Genomic DNA, 19295 nt, shown 5'->3' with positions numbered 1-19295 from the left:
TAAGTGATAGTTTAGTCAAAAAATAAAGATTAACTCAACAAACGCGTCTAATTCAAACTCAATCACGGCTGGGTTGGGTACTGATTCAAACTAAAATAGTTTTTAGGGAAGTGGTTCAGATACGATGACACTGAGATAAAAAACAATAAATGAACGCATACTAAATGGCTGTATTATAAAGCGAATACAGCCATTTATAATAGGAGGGGGTTACTTACTATTAACTACTCTTCTTCGTCCGCTTCTTCATCATAAACGGCGTCGTCACCTTCATAAAAAGTGCCCCACCCATCATAAATAATGTCATATTTCTCGGCTAGATTAACCAGTTTTTCAACTTGTAAATCAATAGCTTCTGCATTTAGAACAGACTCCATAGTTGCATCGCAACATAACAGGCGATTACCATCTTCATCTTCTGTTTCTTCAGCTTCTAGTACTTCAAAACCCATTTTGAACGCTTCAACAACCGCTTTTTCCAATGTTTCAAAGTCTTCAGCAAATAAATGATGTTCGATGTCATATAGAGCATCAGGGTCACTTCCGTCTTCCAAAAGAGCGTCGATAATCTGTCTTGTATCTTCTTTTTGGATCTCAATTAAATCTTTAACAGATAGGTATTCATCTTCGTGGGACATGTAGATACTCCAGATAGCAAATGAGGTGTTTTATTCGCCGTGAATATGGCATGGATTGAAATGAAATACTACTATGAATCGCCTATAAAGGACGAACTATTGCTGTTGCAAACACTTTTTTAACAATTAAAAACACATTCAGAACAAAATAATGTTTAGCTCATTCAATACTCATGAACAAAAACTGAGTGAATATCGACTACAAAAAGTTTAATGAACATACATTACCATTGAATAAATTTCATTATTTTATTATAAGAATCAAAAGGTAAGCTTTTTTTGTTACATTATAAAGCCATATCTCTCGATACAACCTAGCATAATCAATCAATTTCACGCGACATTAACAAAAGAGTAAAGTATCGAAAATATTAAATAAAAACCAATTATTGGCATATAACTCCTCAATTAAATCAAAATGAAACACTTTAGTCTAAATAGATGACTTGCAAGTTGACAGTAAGCTTGTCATAAAGGGGGATAGTTAATATTGTAAGGATACAAAATGAGCAAGTTGTACGTGGGATCAGAAGTTGGGCAATTACGCCGAGTACTACTAAACCGCCCAGAAAGAGCACTTACCCACCTAACACCATCTAATTGTCAGGAGCTGCTTTTTGATGATGTACTTGCCGTTGAAGCGGCAGGAAAAGAGCATGACATATTTGCTCAAACTCTAAGAAATCAAGATGTCGAAGTTTTATTGCTACACGATCTTCTCGTTGAGACATTAGCAATAGAAGATGCAAAAGAGTGGCTACTACTTAATCAAATCTCCGACTTCAGATATGGACCCACTTTCGCTAAAGATCTTAGAAACTACCTTGCGGGTATGGATAATGAAAATCTAGCAACAATATTACTTGGTGGACTCGCTTATTCTGAGTTACCCATTCAGTCCTCATCCATGTTACCTAAAATGCATAGGCCGATTGATTTTGTTATTGAGCCTTTGCCCAACCACCTATTTACAAGAGATACCTCTTGTTGGATCTATGGTGGTGTTTCGCTTAATCCAATGATGAAGGCTGCCCGTCAAAGAGAAACTAATCACCTTAGAGCAATTTATCGCTGGCACCCAACATTTGCCGGTAGTGATTTTATTAAATATTTCGGCGATCAAGATCTCCACTATGATAATGCAACCATTGAAGGTGGCGATGTATTGGTTATTGGTAAAGGAGCTGTCTTGATTGGTATGTCAGAGAGAACTACGCCACAAGGTGTAGAAAACCTAGCCGCCAACCTATTTAGCTCTGGTCAGGCAAATCAGGTGATTGCTCTTAATCTACCTAAACATCGCTCTTGTATGCACCTAGATACGGTTATGACTCATATTGATATAGATACTTTTTCTGTCTATCCAGAAATCATAAACAAAAACTTAGAAACTTGGTCGTTAACGCCTAAAGGGCAAAACGATATGATTGTTAAACAGATGCCAGACTATGTATCTGCTCTTGAAACTGCGCTTAAAGTAGACAAGCTCAAGCTCATCACTACAGGTGGTGACAACTATGAAGCAGAACGAGAACAATGGAATGATGCTAACAACGTTCTGACTGTAAAACCTGGGGTCGTCATTGGCTATGAGCGAAATGTCTATACCAACGAAAAATATGACAAAGCAGGTATAGAAGTACTCAGTATTCCGGGTAATGAGCTAGGAAGAGGCCGAGGTGGCGCTCGATGCATGAGTTGTCCTATTGAACGAGATAGTATTTAAATTAATTAATAAAGCGACCAATTAGGTCGCTTTATTAATTGCGATCTACTTCTCATATATTGAACCTAAATATCCCCTATCCGATCATTTAGATACTGCATAATATTCCTTCTCTACATGACAAAAACAAAATCAACTTGAAATAATTTTTGTCATTACTGCATAACTAGCCAAGTAATTCTCCATCAGGCTAATCATAACGACAACTCTTGACTAAAGCCTCGTTCTAACATGCATACTTTTCAATTTTATATTACATAAATCAAAGCATATTAACCTAAATTAATGACTAAATAATCCACCTAAAAATTACAAACAATAATTTAGAATCTAATCCTCAGGGTAAATTGTGACTGAAAGCATAGATTGACAAGATATTAGTCTTTAAGATCGTCATTAGAAAGACAGAACGAACAACACCTAATTATAAATATTAATATAAACAGAAAATTATATTAGTGTTTAATTAAGAATTAGTAACCATTTAAAACTGAATACCAGAATTCAATTCGTCACTAAAAGATTTATATTTGGTGCGCTATTTTTCATCCTAAAGACCACCTAAAACTAGGTGTATAAGGAGATAATAATGACAACACATGCCGTCAACCATCCAGAAAAAAAGGTTCTTTTCCAATTTTAAGTTTCCCTCTGCATATACTATTCTTTTCGCACTGATCGCGATAGTCGCTTTAATGACTTGGATTGTTCCCGCAGGTCAATACGATAGAGCAATGAATGAAGAGCTTGGCAGAGAAGTTCCAATAGCAGGAACCTACCAAGCCGTTGAAAGTAATCCTCAAGGTATTGTTGATATCTTCCTTGCCCCTATAGATGGCTTCTATGATCACGAATCTTACGCAGCCGCTGCGATAGATGTTTCTCTATTTATCTTAGTTATCGGTGGTTTTCTAGGATTAGTCACCAAAACCGGTGCTATCGACGCAGGTATAGAACGTGTAATGCATCGACTAGAAGGCCGTGAAGAGTTGATGATCCCCATTTTAATGGGACTCTTTGCTGCTGGAGGCACAATCTATGGCATGGCAGAAGAATCCCTGCCATTTTATACCTTGTTAGTCCCCGTCATGCTTGCTGCTCGATTTGACCCTGTTGTGGCCGCGGCCACCGTACTGCTAGGGGCCGGGATTGGTACACTCGGTTCAACGATTAACCCATTCGCAACGGTCATCGCCTCAAACGCTGCTGGTATACCGTTTACTGACGGATTAACGTTACGAGTCGCTATATTAATTATTGGTTGGAGTATTTGTGTAGGCTACGTAATGCGCTACGCAAAAATGGTACGAGCAGATAAAACAAAATCCATTGTATACGACAAGCATGATGAAAATATCGAACACTTTTTAGGTAACAATTCTGGCGAAACAATGGAGTTCACCACGACGAGAAAAGTGATCCTTACATTATTTGCAGCTTCGTTCGGTGTGATGATATATGGAGTCGCGGTTGCAGGTTGGTGGATGGCAGAGCTATCTGCTATGTTTCTTGCAGCAACGATAGTCATTGGGCTAGTAGCGAAAATGAGTGAAGAAGAACTCACTACTAGCTTCATTGATGGTGCGAGAGATCTACTTGGTGTTGCACTTATAATTGGTATCGCCAGAGGAATCGTCGTCATCATGGATCGAGGAATGATCACCGATACACTGCTTAATTCTGCTGAAGATATTGTCACTGGTCTTTCTTCAATTATGTTTATCAATGTCATGTATTGGTTAGAGGTATTACTCTCATTTTTAGTTCCTTCTACATCTGGCTTGGCTGTTTTGACCATGCCTATAATGGCGCCACTCGCTGACTTTGCAGGTATCAGCAGAGAGCTTGTCGTCACCGCTTACCAGTCGGCATCAGGCGTTGTTAATTTGGTCACCCCTACGTCCGCAGTTGTTATGGGAGGGTTAGCAATAGCACGTGTGCCTTATGTTAGATGGATCAAATGGGTTGCACCTCTGCTCGCGATATTGACTGTATTTATTATGGTTGCTTTAAGTATTGGTGCCATATTGTAAGCACTCCAATTCATGACAAAGGTCGCTATATAGCGGCCTTTTTTATTATCTATTTATAACAATTAATCAGATAGTGAATATAATATCATTTTATTTAAATAAACAACCGTTAAATCTGACGTTAATGCTAAGGAATCTATATTTATATTTATTTCCATTGTGATTATTTATTTTGTTGACACAGGTCATATTAACCAAAATAAAACAGAACCAAATAATTAAGAACACCACTAAAAACGAGTAATAAGATGAATTAATTGAATATTATGTACATTAAAAGGAAAAAATCTTTCATTAGTGAGTGCATAAAAATCCACACATAATTATTCAGCCTTTTAAGAACAAAGTGTTAGATGAATTTTTATTACCTTTTACATCATAAACCTCAGCTCTTCAAACTAAATAGAAACGAATAATAAACCTATTCCATAACAAATAAAAACTTATATATTAGTGTGATTGAGATCTTAGTTAACAAAGAAATAAACCGTATTATAAAAACCAACAAGAAATGGAAATCTATATTAAACATCTAAATAAATGACATCGGGAATGATTGTAATTTATTATAAAAGAGAGATTGTGTTATGAGTAATTTCTACGTTGGTTCAGAAGTAGGTCAACTACGCCGTGTTTTATTACATCGTCCAGAGCGAGCTCTTAATCACCTTACCCCTTCAAACTGTCATGATTTATTGTTTGATGACGTTCTAGCGGTAGAGCAGGCGGGTAAAGAGCACGATGCGTTTTCACAGACACTCCGTAGCCAAGGTGTGGAAGTCCTTTTACTGCAAGACTTGCTCGCTGAAACCTTAGCTGTACCGGAAGCTAAAGAGTGGTTATTAGAGACACAAATTTCAACATTTCGATTCGGCTCTCGGTTTGCTAATGACGTGAGGTGCTTTCTTGGTGATCAAACCAATAACGAAATGGCTGCAATATTACTCGGTGGTTTGAGCTATGGTGAAATGCCTCTTCCATCATCATCGATGATGTCTGGAATGCATACAGAAAATGACTTCATTATTAAACCCCTACCAAACCACCTTTTTACGAGAGACACATCGTGTTGGGTATATGGCGGCGTATCGATAAACCCGATGGCAAAACGCGCACGTCAAAGAGAAACAAACCACCTAAGAGCAATCTATCGCTGGCATCCTACTTTTTCAGGTCAAGAATTCATTAAATACTTTGGTGATGAAGAGAGAAACTACGACTATTCCACGATTGAAGGTGGCGATGTACTTGTTATTGGTAAAGGCGCTGTATTAATTGGAATGTCGGAAAGAACAACGCCTCAAGGTGTAGAACAGCTGGCCTCCGGCTTATTTAAGCACGGTCAAGCGAAACAAGTTATTGCGATGGAGCTGCCAAAACACCGTTCCTGCATGCATCTCGATACCGTAATGACTCACATGAGAGAAGATACTTTCTCAATTTATCCTGAAGTTATCCGTAAAGATGTTAAATGTTGGAAATTGACTGGAGATGAAACGGGCGCTGTAAATGTGAAAGAAGAGGGTTACTTTGTTACCGCAATCGAGAAAGCGCTACAAGTAGACCAACTTAACCTTATTACAACTGGCGGCGACAACTTTGAAGCTGAACGTGAACAATGGAATGATGCTAACAACGTACTAACAGTGAAACCAGGGGTCGTCATTGGATACGAGCGTAATGTATACACAAATGAAAAATACGATAAAGCAGGTATTACGGTTTTACCTATTCCCGGTGATGAATTGGGACGCGGACGCGGTGGTGCACGCTGCATGAGTTGCCCAATCGAACGAGACGATATTTAACCAAACTAATTTATATGTTGGTGATATCACTAGCATGGAGATAAAGCATGAACAAAAAAACCGTAATAGTCGCGCTAGGTGGCAATGCCCTACTTCGTCGAGGTGAGCCATTAGAAGCTAAAACTCAACGAACAAATATAGCTACAGCCGCTAAAACCATTGCTGAGATAGCAAATGAATATAATGTGGTCTTGGTTCATGGTAATGGCCCACAGGTAGGACTATTAGCACTTCAAGGGTTAGAGTATAAAAAAGTAAACCCGTATCCGCTGGATGTTCTCGGTTCGGAGACACAGGGTATGATTGGATATATGTTGATGCAAGAGCTTAAAAACATCCTTCCCAATACAGATGTAACTTGCATGCTTACTCAAATGACCGTCGACCCAGAAGATCCTGCTTTCGCCAATCCAACAAAACCAATTGGACCAATATATAAAGAAGACGAGGCGCGTTCATTGGCAGAAAAACACCACTGGACTATTAAACCTGATGGAGAGTACTTTCGTCGAGTTGTACCGAGTCCATTACCCACAGGGATAATTGAAGCAGACGCAATCTCCGCTCTAATAGAGCGCGAGCACCTTGTCATTTGTACTGGTGGTGGTGGCATTCCTGTTAAATATGAAGACCAAAAACTGGTCGGAGTCGAAGCGGTTATTGACAAAGACATGTCTGCCGCTTTTCTAGCCAAGCAATTAGATGCAGATGCACTACTCATTTTAACGGACACCGATGCAGTCTATTTAGACTGGGGAAACCCACTCAAGAATCGATCAGAAGAACTACTCCAACTTTATTAGCGAAATACCAATTTGATGAAGGATCAATGGGGCCAAAAATAAAAGCCTCTTGTGAATTTATAAATTCAGGTGGCAAATTTGTTGGTATAGGCTCATTAGAAGATGGCTTACGCATACTAAAAGGTGACGCTGGAACAAATATTATTGCAAAAATATAGAATAGTTATTCACTTTAACTCGATAATGAGTTACATATAAATAAAAGAAACTGGCTATCAACATAATTTTGACTTATATGGTCAGTTTCCACTCAAAATTTAAGGGGAATCAACATGGCTTTTAACATTCGAAACCGTAACTTTCTAAAATTACTAGATTTCACACCACGTGAAATACAACACCTTCTAGAGCTTTCTGCTGAACTAAAAAAAGCGAAATATAACGGATACGAACAGCCACGCCTTACAGGTAAAAATATCGCTCTTATTTTTGAAAAAGCATCAACTCGTACTCGTTGTGCATTTGAAGTTGCAGCCTTTGATCAAGGTGCTCAGGTCTCTTACATCGGCCCTTCAGGCTCACAGATTGGTCACAAAGAATCCATGAAGGATACCGCGCGTGTTTTGGGTCGCATGTACGATGGGATAGAGTACCGAGGTTATGGTCAGGAGATAGTTGAAGAGCTAGGTGCTCATGCTGGCGTACCAGTATGGAATGGATTGACCAACGAATTCCACCCAACTCAAATTTTAGCCGATTTCCTAACTATGATCGAACATGGACGAGGTAAACAGCTACATGAAATAACCTTCGCCTATCTCGGTGACGCACGCAATAATATGGGTAACTCTCTACTCGTTGGTGCAGCAAAAATGGGCATGGATATTAGACTTGTCGCACCAAAACAATTTTGGCCAGAGGAGTCATTGGTTGCAACATGCCAAGCGATCGCAGAAGAGACTGGCGCAAAAATAACGATGACAGAAGACGTTCAGGAAGGCGTTCAAGGCTGCGATTTCTTATATACCGATGTGTGGGTGTCGATGGGGGAGTCTCAAGAAGCATGGGATGAACGAGTTAAGTTGATGACACCTTACCAAGTAAATATGCAAACTATGAAGGCAACAGGAAATCCTCATGCCAAATTTATGCACTGTCTACCTGCATTCCATAATGATGAGACGACGGTAGGTAAAGAGGTTGCTGAAAAATATGGTATGTCTGGGTTAGAAGTTACGGAAGACGTATTTGAATCGGAATGCTCGATTGTATTTGATGAAGCTGAAAATCGATTGCACACAATCAAGGCGGTAATGGTCGCTACATTAGGGCAATAACCAAAATATAAATGTGCGACTGAACGATACCTAAATCTGTTGGTCGCGCATTTTTATTCACTTAACTTAGACCATTTGATCGGAATATAAACCCAAGCAAAGGATTAATCTTAACTATATGTTTTAAAAGACAAATAAAACACATACATCATTACAAACTTACCATGTAATGCATTTCATTTAATTTTGATGTAATCGCTTGCGTTCACAAAAAAGGCGCGTATAATCTCCGGCAATTTGTCTAAATAGAGATAGGAAATGAACCCTGTAGCTTTAAAAATCCAGGTGCGCTGCCGACCAGTATCGGCACTATATTCATTTTCTATTTTTGCTATTTCATTAATTAAAGCCTCCTTGTTTAAGGGGGCTTTTTTTGTCTAAAAGAATTATATAAACTAAAAAGGGAAGAGCGTCATGGCGAACTCGCTGTTTAAAAAGCACATCATTTCCATCCCAGAGCTTAACCGTAATGAGCTAGAGCTCATTGTTGAAACCGCTGGAACATTGAAGTCAGACCCGAATCCACAACTATTGAAAAATAAAGTTGTCGCAAGCTGTTTTTTTGAGCCATCGACACGTACTCGCCTCTCTTTTGAGACTGCAATCCAGCGCCTAGGCGGTACTGTCATCGGTTTTGATAATGGAGGAAATACATCTCTAGCGAAAAAAGGGGAAACATTAGCTGACTCAGTACAGGTTATCTCCTCATATGTCGATGCCTTCGTTATGCGCCACCCGCAAGAAGGGGCAGCTCGACTCGCTTCTGAATTTTCAAACGGAGTTCCCGTAGTTAATGGTGGCGATGGTGCAAACCAACATCCTACGCAAACGCTACTTGACCTATTTTCTATTTATGAAACTCAAGGTCGACTCGATAACCTAAACGTCGCCTTGGTTGGTGATTTGAAATATGGCCGTACTGTACACTCATTAACTCAAGCTTTGGCTAAATTTGATAATAACCGATTCTTTTTTATTGCTCCTGATGCACTCGCCATGCCGGATTATATATGTGAAGAACTAGACGAAGCTGGTATCCCATATAGCTTGCATAAGGAAATGGACGACGTGATATCAGAACTCGACATCCTCTATATGACACGAGTCCAAAAAGAACGATTTGACGAATCTGAATATGCGCATATCAAATCTGCATTTATCCTTTCAGCTGCACAGCTTTCCGATGCACGTGAAAATATGAAAGTACTGCATCCCCTACCACGAGTGGATGAAATCACAGTCGACGTCGATAAAACCAAACATGCTTACTATTTTCAACAGGCCGAAAATGGTGTTTATGCGCGTGAGGCACTACTAGCATTAGTACTTAATCAAGATCTTTAAGTGAGGGATATCAAATGGTAAACAAAGCACAACTACAAGTAGAAGCAATTAGAAACGGCTCTGTGATTGACCATATCCCTGCACATGTAGGGATAAAAGTGCTCAAGTTATTTAAGATGCATAAGAGTGAGCAACGCATCACAATGGGGCTAAATCTACCGTCATCAGCGTTAGGCGCTAAAGATTTGATCAAAATTGAGAATGTCTACATTACAGAAGATCAGGCCAATCAATTAGCGTTGTACGCACCAAAGGCAACGGTTAATCAAATTGAAAATTATGAAGTAACAAAGAAACTTGCCCTCGCGCTACCTGACAAAATTGAGGCCATCTTTTCTTGCCCAAATACTAACTGTATTACTCACGGCGAACCCGTTGATAGCAGCTTCAACGTAATTAAAAAAGCGGATGATATCCAGTTGAGATGTAAATATTGTGAGAAAGTATTCTCAAGAGAAATCGTAACCGAACGAAATTAACATTCTCAATTATAAAAAAATAACTCACTATTTATTGTGAGTTATTTTTTTATTGAGTAATAAACTAGAATAACTAGCAATCCATCAACTTACTCTCTTTATTACAACCCATTGTCAGACCTCAATTAATCCATCCCCATCTTATCTACTATGGATAAATGACTAGTAAAAGTGAATAATAATACTCAATTTCACTTAAAATCAACCGATACGCAATATTTTTGTTTGGTGATCGAGTTCAAACAAAGCATGTTTGTGCACTGTTAAAATCATCATAATGGATTAAATTATTATAAAAAATACAAATAGATAACTAAAAATCTATTCACTGGCTCTGGATAACAAATGGATTATTGAACCAGCATTCAAACTCACTCCATTAATTAAGGCGTAGTTAGTGAACAATCTTACTTATTCTAACGATTTGAAATCAGCAAACGAAGATAGCATTACCGATATATGCAGGCGTTTACTACAACAGCAAAGCTTTAGTACACAAGAAAGTTTAAGAAATGAACTTATCAACCTTGGTTACGAGGACATAAGTCAATCTACTGTTTCTCGCGTTTTAACTAGGCTTAACGTGGTAAAAGTACCTAATGCTTATGGTAAAAAAGTATATTGTCTCTCCATGGAAAACGAGGGTATAAAAGTCGACTCTGCCATTTCGTCTCAAGTAGAGTTCGTTACCCATAATCAACTTGTCGTTGTTGTAAGGACTCATCCAGGCAGTGCTCAACTTGTGGCTCGTATTATCGATATACAACCCCATGAAGAGATATTAGGGACAGTTGGGGGAAACGATACTGTAATGATTGCACCAAAAGACATAAACCGTATCTCTGAGTGCGAAGCGATAGTACGTAAACGCTTAGGTATGACTGTATAAAAAGCAGCTCATCTATAAACTCTTTGACCCGTCCGAGCGTCTATTGCAAACTAGAACATTACCGTCAGTAAGTAGTCATTCACAAGAGGATGACTATAAGCCTAGCGCTTTCAAAAAACACTGAGAGGGATAATACATGTCTATATTAAGGATTAAAAATGACTAAAGTACTTCATACCGATCAAGCTCCTGCAGCTATTGGCCCATACGTTCAAGGTGTCGATTTGGGTAATATGGTTTTAACTTCGGGGCAAATTCCAGTCATTCCTGAAACCGGTGAAATTGTGTCAGATGATATAGCTAAACAAGCTCGTCAATCTTTGGACAATGTTAAAGCCGTTGTCGAGTCTTCCGGTTTAGGTGTTTCTAATATCGTTAAAATGACTGTTTTTGTTAAAGATCTTAACGATTTTGGTACTGTAAATGAAGTCTATGGTCAATTTTTTGATGACCATAAGGTAGCTAACTATCCAGCAAGATCTTGTGTTGAAGTTGCACGACTGCCAAAAGATGTGAAAATTGAGATAGAAGCCATTGCCGTAAAATAGGTTTTCTATTCAAACTAAATAAAAAGCGCATGTGTGAGTTATTACCCATGCGCTTTATTGTTTATAGCTCTATTTTGTTATTTTTGATTGTTTAAACGTTCTACTTCTTGGTCTAACTCTTCTAGCTTCGCTTTCATTTGTTCGCGCACTAAGTTTGCTAGTTCACGTACATTCTCTTTAGAATAATTTTCAGTACTTATCGGTGGAAGCATTTCCACTATAACGTGGCCATTATTCCAACGATTAAATTTTATTTTGTCTTGGGTTGTACTACAAACTATTGGAATAATAGGTAAACCAGCCCCTATAGCTGCATGAAATGCACCTGTTTTAAATGGTAGCATTCCGCGACCACGAGAGCGTGTGCCCTCTGGAAACATCCAAACGGACACATCGCTAGATTTCATTCGATCCACGACTTGATCAATTGTGCCTTTTGCTTTTGAACGGTTAAAACGATCAATAAGTATATTGCCAGTAATCCAATAAAGCTGACCAAACAATGGTATCCAAACCAGACTTTTTTTACCTACTGTTACTACTTTGGGCGTAACTGCTGCGGAAACTGTAAATAAATCCCAGTTATTCTGATGATTAGCCACATACATATGTTGGCCTCTTTCGTAAGCATCTTCTGGAAACCTTAATTCCAATTTAAATCCGAAGACACTTGCCATCTTGCAAAACTTACCACCAATGATGTAAACCAGTTTAGGGTTACGGGGAGTAAGTAGGCTATACCCACAGCCAAATACAAACATGAATACTGCAAAAATCATCACTGCAATAACACGTAATAATGCAACCATTTATCTTCTCCGCTATGGTTAGATATATATAAAAGAGTTAGAAATCAAAAAGCCGAAATCGACATGATTTCGGCTATTATTTTATCTAGTTTATTAGCTAGATTCACTAAATCGCTCTATTTGAGCACCAAGCTTATTCAGCTTGTTCTCTATTTTTTCATATCCACGATCTATATGATAAATACGGTCTACAATAGTTTCACCTTTCGCAATACAACCAGCGATAACCAAACTTGCAGAGGCACGAAGATCAGTTGCCATTACTTGAGCAGCGCTCAGTTCTTCTACATCACCACAAATGACAGTATTACCCTCGACTTCCGCTTTTGCTCCCATACGTTGTAATTCAGGTACATGCATAAAACGATTTTCAAAGATAGTTTCAGTGATAACACCACCACCTTGAGCCATCATATTCAATAATGTAAATTGAGCCTGCATATCCGTAGGAAAACCAGGATGAGGGGCAGTTCTGATTGATACTGCTTTTAGTTCTCGACCCGTCATATCAAGACTAATCCAATCATCACCGGTTTCGATCTTTGCGCCGGCTTCTTCTAGCTTAGCTAAAACGGCTTCAAGCAGAGATGATTGTGTTTTTTGACAGACTATTTTACCACCAGATACCGCTGCCGCGACCAGAAATGTTCCCGTCTCAATACGGTCAGGTAATACGGAATGTTTACCACCACCTAAACGCTCAACACCTTCAATTGTAATAGTATCGCCACCAGCACCAGAGATTTTGGCACCTAATGTGTTTAGGAAGTTAGCTGTATCTTCAATTTCAGGCTCTCTTGCTGCGTTATCTAGAACTGTCGTTCCTTCAGCAAGCGCTGCCGCACACATTATCGTGATTGTCGCCCCGACACTGACCTTATCCATAACAATATGCGCGCCTTTCAATCGTCCATCGACTTCAGCTTTAACATAGCCCTCGTCAAGAGTGATAGTCGCACCTAATTGCTCAAGACCATGAATATGCAGGTCAACCGGTCGAGCACCTATTGCGCATCCTCCAGGAAGGGACACTTGCCCTTTACCAAAACGTGCGACTAAAGGCCCTAAAGCCCAAATAGAAGCGCGCATTGTTTTTACAAGATCATAGGGCGCGCAATATTCATTGATAGTACTACTATCAACATGAACAGATCCATTACGACTCACTTTCGCACCAAGACGTGTAAGCAGTTCCATTGTGGTATCAATGTCCTTCAATTTAGGCACATTAGATACTTCTACAGGTTCTTCAGCCAAAATTGCTGCAAATAAAATTGGTAAGGCTGCGTTTTTTGCTCCGCCGATTTCGACTTCACCACTAAGAGCGGTATCGGAGCCCGTAACTCTAAACTTTTCCATATAAACCTTATAACGACATCAATTTCTTATCGCGTTCCCATTCTTCTGGGGTAAACGCTTTAATAGTAACAGCATGAATATCATTTCGTTGAATGTATTCCATCAGAGGAGAGTAAATTAATTGTTGTTTTTTAACTCGACTCAATGTTTCGAAACATGCGTCAATAGCAATTACTTCAAATTGACTTCCGTCACCTTTTACATGAATCTCTTGAATTTCAAGAGATTCTTCTAGAATTTTTTTACGTCTGTACTTTCCACGATAGATCCCATCTATTTTTTTATATGATTAACCAACATGGTTTCTATGTTGCTCAATTGGAATAATGTTCGTAACTGCTCAGGCACGAAGCTGAGCATTATATGACAGTTTGAATTTTTTGCATGCTGAATTAGATGAATTAACATAGCCATACCCGCAGAATCGACTCGATGAGTCTCTTCCAGTGAGACTTCACATTCTGAACTGGTCGGTTCCCAATCTTGAATAGTGGCCCAAAGGGCAGGCACAGTATCCCGGGTAAGTTCACCTGAAAGTTCATAGCCACTGGCTTTTTTTAACCACTGACACTCACTCAATTTGCCTCTCCTTCAAATCGGATCGGCCGACTAGATAACTCTGCTAATTCTTCAGTAACAGATGGAATGCCTTCTTTTCTAATTTTAGGGCCCCATTCAGACTGTTTGCTGGATAGAAGGCTAACACCTTCTGCGACCATATCAAAAGCCAACCATTCACCTGTTTTCTTGTTTACTCGCAACTTAAACTCAACCTTTATATCCGGTCGAGGAGCATCAACCACATCAAGCTTAACGCTATAGTTTCTTTTGGTAACGTCTAACTTTGTTTTGGGTTCAAACCGAACGCTTTGATCAGAGTATAGAGTTAACACCTGCGCATACGAAGTAACTAGATAATGACGAAAGGCCTCAACAAACTCTCTTACATTGTCTTTATTTTTCTCTTGCTTAAGATACTTGCCCAGCACTTTCAATGCAGAATAACGATAATCGACATAAGGCATCAGCTCTTCTTCAACGACAACCTTTAGTCGTTCAGGGTTCTCGCGAATACTTTCATTTTCCAATTTTAGTCGATCAAATAACTTTTGAGAGACCACTTTAGTCATCTCATATGGTTGGGTTCTATCGATATCTTGCGCGTAACCTGTGCTTGATATTGCTACCGTTAAGATAGCGACTTGAGCAATTTTCTTTATCCAATTCATAATCCGTTACTCCTCATCAGAACCGTTTACGCTATATAGTACTTGTCCGATTAAGTCTTCCAATACTAATGCTGATTTCGTATCTTCAATAAAATCACCATTTCCAAGCATCTCGATATCTTCATCTACAAAACCAGGAATAAGGCCAATGTATTGCTCACCGATTAAACCTGAGGTTAATATCTCTGCGCTTGAAGTTTCAGGAAATTGCCCATATTGTTCATCGATAGATAAAGTAACCACAGGTGTAAAACTGTCTTTATCTAGATCAATCGCACTCACTCTACCTACAACTACTCCACCAATTTTTACTGGTGATCGTACTTTCAGGCTACCAATATTATCGAAGTAAGCTTGCAGTTTATAAGCATTTCCAGAGCTCAGTCCTGTAACGTTCGCGACTTTAAATACCATGATTAAAATAGCGATCACACCAGCTAATACGAAAGCACCGACCCATAATTCCAATTTACGTGTTTGTTGCATTATCAGTTCCCGAACATCAAAGCTGTTAAGACAAAATCCAGTCCTAACACGGCTAAAGAAGAGTGCACTACCGTGCGTGTTGTTGCTTTACTTATACCTTCCGAAGTTGGTATCGCATCATAACCATTAAATAAAGCAATCCAAGTAACGGTAATTGCAAACACCGTACACTTTATAAAACTGTTGCCGACATCGCGTCCTAGTTGAACGGATGATTGAATAGCAGACCAAAAACTACCATGATCAACACCTTTCCAATCAACACCAACTATTTGCCCGCCCCAGATACCAACCGTTATAAAAATCATGGCAAGTAAAGGCATGGAAATTAGCCCGGCCCAAAATCTAGGTGCAATGACTCTTTTTAGTGGGTCTACGGCCATCATTTCTAGGCTGGAAATTTGCTCTGTTGCCTTCATTAATCCAATTTCTGCCGTAAGGGCCGATCCCGCTCTACCGGCAAATAATAGCGCAGTCACTACTGGTCCTAATTCTCTTAGAAGCGAAAGCGTCACCATTTGTCCTAAGCTACCTTCCGCACCGTAATCAATTAAGACAACAAAGCCTTGAAGGCTCAATACCATACCAATAAACAAGCCTGATACAATAATGATAGCGAGAGATTGGACACCAATGCTATAGAGTTGTTTTATCAATAATGGGAAATTTTTTATTGGGTGCGGCCTATTAAATATAGCGCCCACCAGCATTAATGTCGCTCGTCCAAAAGAACGGCATCTATTTATCGCATTTATACCCAAATTTTCTAAATAGCTAAGTAAAGGGTTAAACATGCTTATTTAAGTCCTCTGCAATGGGCTTAGCCGGAAATCGGAATGGTACGGGGCCATCTGCGTGTCCCATTAAAAATTGTTGTACCATAGGGTCTGGGTTTTCTCTTAATTCTTGTGGTGATCCTGACGCTATTATACGTCCATCCGCAAGTAAATATACTTGGTCAGCAATACTCATGACCTCCGGTACATCATGAGACACAACAATCGAAGTTAAACCAAGCGCCTCATTTAAGCTTCGGATCAATTGTACCAATACGCCCATTGTAATAGGGTCTTGCCCCACAAATGGTTCATCATACATGATAAGCTCAGGGTCAAGAGCAATCGCACGAGCTAACGCTGCTCTTCGAGCCATACCGCCAGAAAGCTCACTAGGCATTAAGTTCTCAGCGCCTCGCAGTCCTACAGCTTCAAGCTTTAAAGCAACGAGCGTACTAATTAACTCTTCAGACAATTGAGTATGTTCACGTAAAGGAAAAGCCACGTTATCGAATAGATTAAGATCCGTAAATAGAGCGCCAGATTGAAATAACATGCTCATTTTTTTCTTGCTTGATAAAGCTGGCTTCGCCCTAGCTTAGGGATATTCTGATTATCAAACCAGATCTCACCGAATTCGGGTAAAATTTGACCACCAATAAGCCTTAACAGAGTTGTTTTACCAATACCTGACGGTCCCATAATTGCCGTAATCTTACCTTCAGGAACGGTTAGATTAACGTTATCAAAGATGGTGCGTTCTCCCCGGCTAAAGGTAAGATTTTTTATTATCACAAAATCTTTTTCTGGCATAATCCCACTTTTCTAATTGGCTGATACTGTTAAAGCTATCAATTTAAACGTTATAATATCGACAATCTTGGCTAAGATACATAAGATTCAGATTCTAACCCTATTTCGACTAGAATTAGTACTCTTTCTAAGCGTATAATTCACGAATTGAGCAAAGGAATGTCTTCATTTGACTTTAGTACCAAAAAAACGGGAAAACATTCCCCCATTAGATTCTCCAAAATTAAACTTCCCTTTTATAACGCTGAAAGTAGAATTAGCGGCCACCTGTTTAATAGTGCAATTTTGTAGGAATCATCATGCTTGAAGCAGTTACTTTTCTAATAGTGGGTTTAATATTTTTAGTCTGGAGTGCCGATAAATTAGTTTTCGGTGCAGCAGCTCTGGCTAAAAACATCGGTATATCACCACTTGTCATTGGAATGACCATCTTAGCTATGGGCTCTTCAGCGCCAGAAATGATGGTTTCTGCGACAGCCTCACTAGCAGGAAAATCTGATACCGCTGTAGGTAATGTGCTGGGCTCAAACATTGCCAATATCGCGTTGATATTAGGCATAACTGCACTAATCAAACCACTTTCAATCAGTTCTGGCGTCATTCGTCGTGAACTTCCTCTCATGATTGTAGTCACTTTATTAGCAGGTGTTCTTCTTTGGGATAGCCACTTAGGCTATTACGAAGGTGTCACCTTGTTCGTGCTTTTTGCTGCGTTCATCATTGCAATGATGCGAATCAGCCACAAAGAAAAGAAAAATGGTGATTCATTTATTGAAGATCAAGAGTCCGAAATACCTGATGGTGTCAGCAATTGGAAAGCTGGCATGTGGGTTGTTATCGGCCTAATTGTACTTCCTCTTGCCGCCGACACATTGGTGGATAACGCTGTCGTTATAGCAAAGTTTTTCGGTATGAGCGATCTAATTATCGGTCTAACTATCATTGCAATAGGCACTAGCCTACCGGAATTAGCGGCTTCACTTGCGGGAGTATTAAAAGGTGAAGATGATATGGCTGTAGGGAATATTATTGGCTCAAATGTCTTTAATATTTTAGCGGTAATGGGCATTCCAGGCATCCTCAATCCATCCATGTTAAGTGAACATGCTATGGCACGAGATTTTTGGGTTATGCTTGGGGTTTCTTTGCTATTAGTACTTTTTGCCTTAGGAAAATCACGGAGCATCAACCGTATAGAGGGTGGTATCTTGTTTGCCTGCTTTGTCGGTTACCAAGTTTACCTCTTTGCGAATATGAGCGCATAATTCAGACGTTACTAATAGACTACATCGGAGTTTTTAATACATGTCCACGTTCGACTATAAAAGTTCAGCCATTAAGGTCTTAGATACTGAAATTGCAGGGCTCAAACAGTTAGTTCAATACTTTAATGATGACTTCTGTTCAGCATGTGACTTAATCCTTAATAATAAAGGGAAAGTTGTTGTAATGGGCATGGGTAAGTCAGGGCATATTGGTAACAAAATAGCGGCGACATTAGCAAGTACAGGAACTTCAGCATTTTTTGTTCATCCCGGGGAAGCCTCACATGGCGACCTTGGAATGATAGAACCAACAGATATTGTCATTGCTATCTCCAACTCTGGTGAGTCTTCCGAGATACTCTCTCTATTTCCTGTTCTGAAACGATTGAACATAAAGCTCATCAGCATGACTGGAAAACCACAGTCTACAATGGCGAAACTATCCGACATCCATCTGCAGATCACCGTTCCAGAAGAAGCGTGTCCTCTAGGTCAAGCACCAACAAGCAGCACAACCGCAACACTCGTTATGGGTGATGCTTTAGCCGTATCTTTATTACGTGCTCGCGGTTTTACGTCTGAAGACTTCGCGCTCTCTCATCCTGGTGGTGCATTGGGAAGAAAACTGCTTCTCAAACTAAAAGACATCATGCGCACAGGCGAAAACCTCCCTAAAGTGACAGAAACAGCCTTAATTCGAGATGCTTTAATAGAAATATCTCAAAAAGGGCTAGGCATGACTGCTATTGTTGATCAATACGACAAAGTACTTGGCATATTTACAGATGGTGATTTAAGACGGTTGTTAGATGAACAAGTAGATGTTTACTCCACGCAAATTGGTGATGTGATGACCAAAAGCCCTACAATGGCCGTTCCGAACATGCTCGCTGTTGAAGGGGTAAATATGATGCAAGAGAAAAGAATTACCAGCTTATTGTTGTGTGAAGACGAAAAATTAGTAGGCGCTCTCAATATGCATGATCTTTTAAAAGCAGGAGTAATGTAGTGTC

18 protein-coding genes and 2 pseudogenes are annotated in these 19295 nt (G+C 39.5%); 11 read left to right on the top strand and 9 right to left on the bottom strand.

Annotation, left to right across the window (positions count from 1 at the left end):
- Positions 1 to 224: 224 nt before the first annotated feature.
- Entirely contained in the window at positions 225 to 638 is a 414-nt protein-coding gene (rraB, locus tag PGX00_RS04100) for a ribonuclease E inhibitor RraB (protein WP_272133112.1), read from the bottom strand.
- 505 nt (positions 639 to 1143) lie between these two features.
- On the opposite strand from rraB, the gene arcA (PGX00_RS04095) reads away from it, so the two are divergent.
- The 9 genes and pseudogenes from arcA (PGX00_RS04095) to PGX00_RS04055 all read left to right on the top strand — a co-directional run bounded on the left by arcA (PGX00_RS04095) (position 1144) and on the right by PGX00_RS04055 (position 11545).
- Positions 1144 to 2364, top strand: coding sequence for an arginine deiminase (gene arcA / locus PGX00_RS04095; protein WP_272133110.1), 1221 nt, complete (start codon positions 1144 to 1146; stop codon positions 2362 to 2364).
- Between the two features lie 599 nt (positions 2365 to 2963).
- Positions 2964 to 4397: a YfcC family protein gene (locus PGX00_RS04090; protein WP_272133108.1), complete on the top strand. Its 1434-nt coding sequence runs from the start codon at positions 2964 to 2966 to the stop codon at positions 4395 to 4397.
- A 587-nt stretch (positions 4398 to 4984) separates the two neighbouring features.
- Entirely contained in the window at positions 4985 to 6205 is a 1221-nt protein-coding gene (arcA, locus tag PGX00_RS04085) for an arginine deiminase (RefSeq protein WP_272133106.1), read from the top strand.
- A 47-nt stretch (positions 6206 to 6252) separates the two neighbouring features.
- Positions 6253 to 7166 (top strand): annotated as a pseudogene (gene arcC, locus PGX00_RS04080) (carbamate kinase).
- 114 nt (positions 7167 to 7280) lie between these two features.
- Entirely contained in the window at positions 7281 to 8285 is a 1005-nt protein-coding gene (argF, locus tag PGX00_RS04075; protein ID WP_272133103.1) for an ornithine carbamoyltransferase, read from the top strand.
- A 414-nt stretch (positions 8286 to 8699) separates the two neighbouring features.
- Entirely contained in the window at positions 8700 to 9629 is a 930-nt protein-coding gene (gene pyrB, locus PGX00_RS04070; RefSeq protein WP_272133101.1) for an aspartate carbamoyltransferase, read from the top strand.
- Between the two features lie 14 nt (positions 9630 to 9643).
- Complete coding sequence (pyrI, locus tag PGX00_RS04065) at positions 9644 to 10108, top strand: aspartate carbamoyltransferase regulatory subunit (protein WP_272133099.1); 465 nt, start codon at positions 9644 to 9646, stop codon at positions 10106 to 10108.
- A gap of 397 nt (positions 10109 to 10505) precedes the next feature.
- The gene (locus tag PGX00_RS04060; protein WP_272133098.1) at positions 10506 to 10997 is read left to right on the top strand and encodes an arginine repressor; all 492 of its coding nucleotides are present in this window, start codon (positions 10506 to 10508) and stop codon (positions 10995 to 10997) included.
- 158 nt (positions 10998 to 11155) lie between these two features.
- On the top strand, positions 11156 to 11545 hold the full coding sequence (locus tag PGX00_RS04055; RefSeq protein ID WP_272133096.1) for a RidA family protein: 390 nt from the start codon (positions 11156 to 11158) through the stop codon (positions 11543 to 11545).
- Between the two features lie 77 nt (positions 11546 to 11622).
- Here PGX00_RS04055 and PGX00_RS04050 read toward each other — a convergent pair whose 3' ends face one another.
- The 8 genes and pseudogenes from PGX00_RS04050 to mlaF all read right to left on the bottom strand — a co-directional run bounded on the left by PGX00_RS04050 (position 11623) and on the right by mlaF (position 17017).
- Complete coding sequence (locus PGX00_RS04050; RefSeq protein ID WP_272133095.1) at positions 11623 to 12354, bottom strand: 1-acylglycerol-3-phosphate O-acyltransferase; 732 nt, start codon at positions 12352 to 12354, stop codon at positions 11623 to 11625.
- Positions 12355 to 12447: 93 nt separating this feature from the next.
- Positions 12448 to 13713 (bottom strand): UDP-N-acetylglucosamine 1-carboxyvinyltransferase, encoded by a 1266-nt coding sequence (gene murA / locus PGX00_RS04045; protein ID WP_272133094.1) that lies wholly within the window; start codon positions 13711 to 13713, stop codon positions 12448 to 12450.
- Between the two features lie 7 nt (positions 13714 to 13720).
- Entirely contained in the window at positions 13721 to 13981 is a 261-nt protein-coding gene (gene ibaG, locus PGX00_RS04040; RefSeq protein ID WP_272137914.1) for a BolA family iron metabolism protein IbaG, read from the bottom strand.
- A 5-nt stretch (positions 13982 to 13986) separates the two neighbouring features.
- Positions 13987 to 14292: an STAS domain-containing protein gene (locus tag PGX00_RS04035; RefSeq protein WP_272133092.1), complete on the bottom strand. Its 306-nt coding sequence runs from the start codon at positions 14290 to 14292 to the stop codon at positions 13987 to 13989.
- Positions 14289 to 14942, bottom strand: coding sequence for an ABC transporter substrate-binding protein (locus tag PGX00_RS04030; protein ID WP_272133090.1), 654 nt, complete (start codon positions 14940 to 14942; stop codon positions 14289 to 14291). The genes PGX00_RS04035 and PGX00_RS04030 overlap by 4 nt, the downstream gene beginning before the upstream one ends.
- 6 nt (positions 14943 to 14948) lie before the next feature.
- Positions 14949 to 15428 (bottom strand): outer membrane lipid asymmetry maintenance protein MlaD, encoded by a 480-nt coding sequence (gene mlaD / locus PGX00_RS04025; protein ID WP_272133088.1) that lies wholly within the window; start codon positions 15426 to 15428, stop codon positions 14949 to 14951.
- A 2-nt stretch (positions 15429 to 15430) separates the two neighbouring features.
- Positions 15431 to 16222 carry a lipid asymmetry maintenance ABC transporter permease subunit MlaE gene (gene mlaE, locus PGX00_RS04020; RefSeq protein WP_272133087.1) on the bottom strand — a complete coding sequence of 264 codons (792 nt, stop codon included), beginning with the start codon at positions 16220 to 16222 and terminating at the stop codon, positions 15431 to 15433.
- Positions 16215 to 17017 (bottom strand): annotated as a pseudogene (gene mlaF / locus PGX00_RS04015) (phospholipid ABC transporter ATP-binding protein MlaF). Before mlaF ends, mlaE begins: the two are co-directional and overlap by 8 nt.
- A gap of 299 nt (positions 17018 to 17316) precedes the next feature.
- Here mlaF and PGX00_RS04010 point away from each other — a divergent pair.
- A complete protein-coding gene (locus PGX00_RS04010) occupies positions 17317 to 18282 on the top strand; it encodes a calcium/sodium antiporter (protein WP_272133085.1) in 966 nt (321 codons plus the stop codon).
- 40 nt (positions 18283 to 18322) lie between these two features.
- A complete protein-coding gene (gene kdsD, locus PGX00_RS04005) occupies positions 18323 to 19291 on the top strand; it encodes an arabinose-5-phosphate isomerase KdsD (RefSeq protein ID WP_272133083.1) in 969 nt (322 codons plus the stop codon).
- Positions 19292 to 19295 lie beyond the last annotated feature (4 nt).

The sequence above is a fragment of the Vibrio algarum genome (assembly GCF_028204155.1).
Taxonomy (GTDB): domain Bacteria; phylum Pseudomonadota; class Gammaproteobacteria; order Enterobacterales; family Vibrionaceae; genus Vibrio; species Vibrio algarum.
The sequence above is the reverse complement of the archived record's forward strand: the minus strand, read 5'-3'. Positions and strand labels throughout refer to the sequence as shown.

Bases quoted from the DNA above. Each gene is read 5' to 3' on its own strand.
- rraB (WP_272133112.1), bottom strand. From the start codon at position 638: ATGTCCCACGAAGATGAATACCTATCTGTTAAAGATTTAATTGAGATC.
- arcA (WP_272133110.1), top strand. From the start codon at position 1,144: ATGAGCAAGTTGTACGTGGGATCAGAAGTTGGGCAATTACGCCGAGTA.
- PGX00_RS04090 (WP_272133108.1), top strand. From the start codon at position 2,964: ATGCCGTCAACCATCCAGAAAAAAAGGTTCTTTTCCAATTTTAAGTTT.
- arcA (WP_272133106.1), top strand. From the start codon at position 4,985: ATGAGTAATTTCTACGTTGGTTCAGAAGTAGGTCAACTACGCCGTGTT.
- argF (WP_272133103.1), top strand. From the start codon at position 7,281: ATGGCTTTTAACATTCGAAACCGTAACTTTCTAAAATTACTAGATTTC.
- pyrB (WP_272133101.1), top strand. From the start codon at position 8,700: ATGGCGAACTCGCTGTTTAAAAAGCACATCATTTCCATCCCAGAGCTT.
- pyrI (WP_272133099.1), top strand. From the start codon at position 9,644: ATGGTAAACAAAGCACAACTACAAGTAGAAGCAATTAGAAACGGCTCT.
- PGX00_RS04055 (WP_272133096.1), top strand. From the start codon at position 11,156: ATGACTAAAGTACTTCATACCGATCAAGCTCCTGCAGCTATTGGCCCA.
- PGX00_RS04050 (WP_272133095.1), bottom strand. From the start codon at position 12,354: ATGGTTGCATTATTACGTGTTATTGCAGTGATGATTTTTGCAGTATTC.
- murA (WP_272133094.1), bottom strand. From the start codon at position 13,713: ATGGAAAAGTTTAGAGTTACGGGCTCCGATACCGCTCTTAGTGGTGAA.
- PGX00_RS04030 (WP_272133090.1), bottom strand. From the start codon at position 14,942: ATGAATTGGATAAAGAAAATTGCTCAAGTCGCTATCTTAACGGTAGCA.
- mlaD (WP_272133088.1), bottom strand. From the start codon at position 15,428: ATGCAACAAACACGTAAATTGGAATTATGGGTCGGTGCTTTCGTATTA.
- mlaE (WP_272133087.1), bottom strand. From the start codon at position 16,222: ATGTTTAACCCTTTACTTAGCTATTTAGAAAATTTGGGTATAAATGCG.
- PGX00_RS04010 (WP_272133085.1), top strand. From the start codon at position 17,317: ATGCTTGAAGCAGTTACTTTTCTAATAGTGGGTTTAATATTTTTAGTC.
- kdsD (WP_272133083.1), top strand. From the start codon at position 18,323: ATGTCCACGTTCGACTATAAAAGTTCAGCCATTAAGGTCTTAGATACT.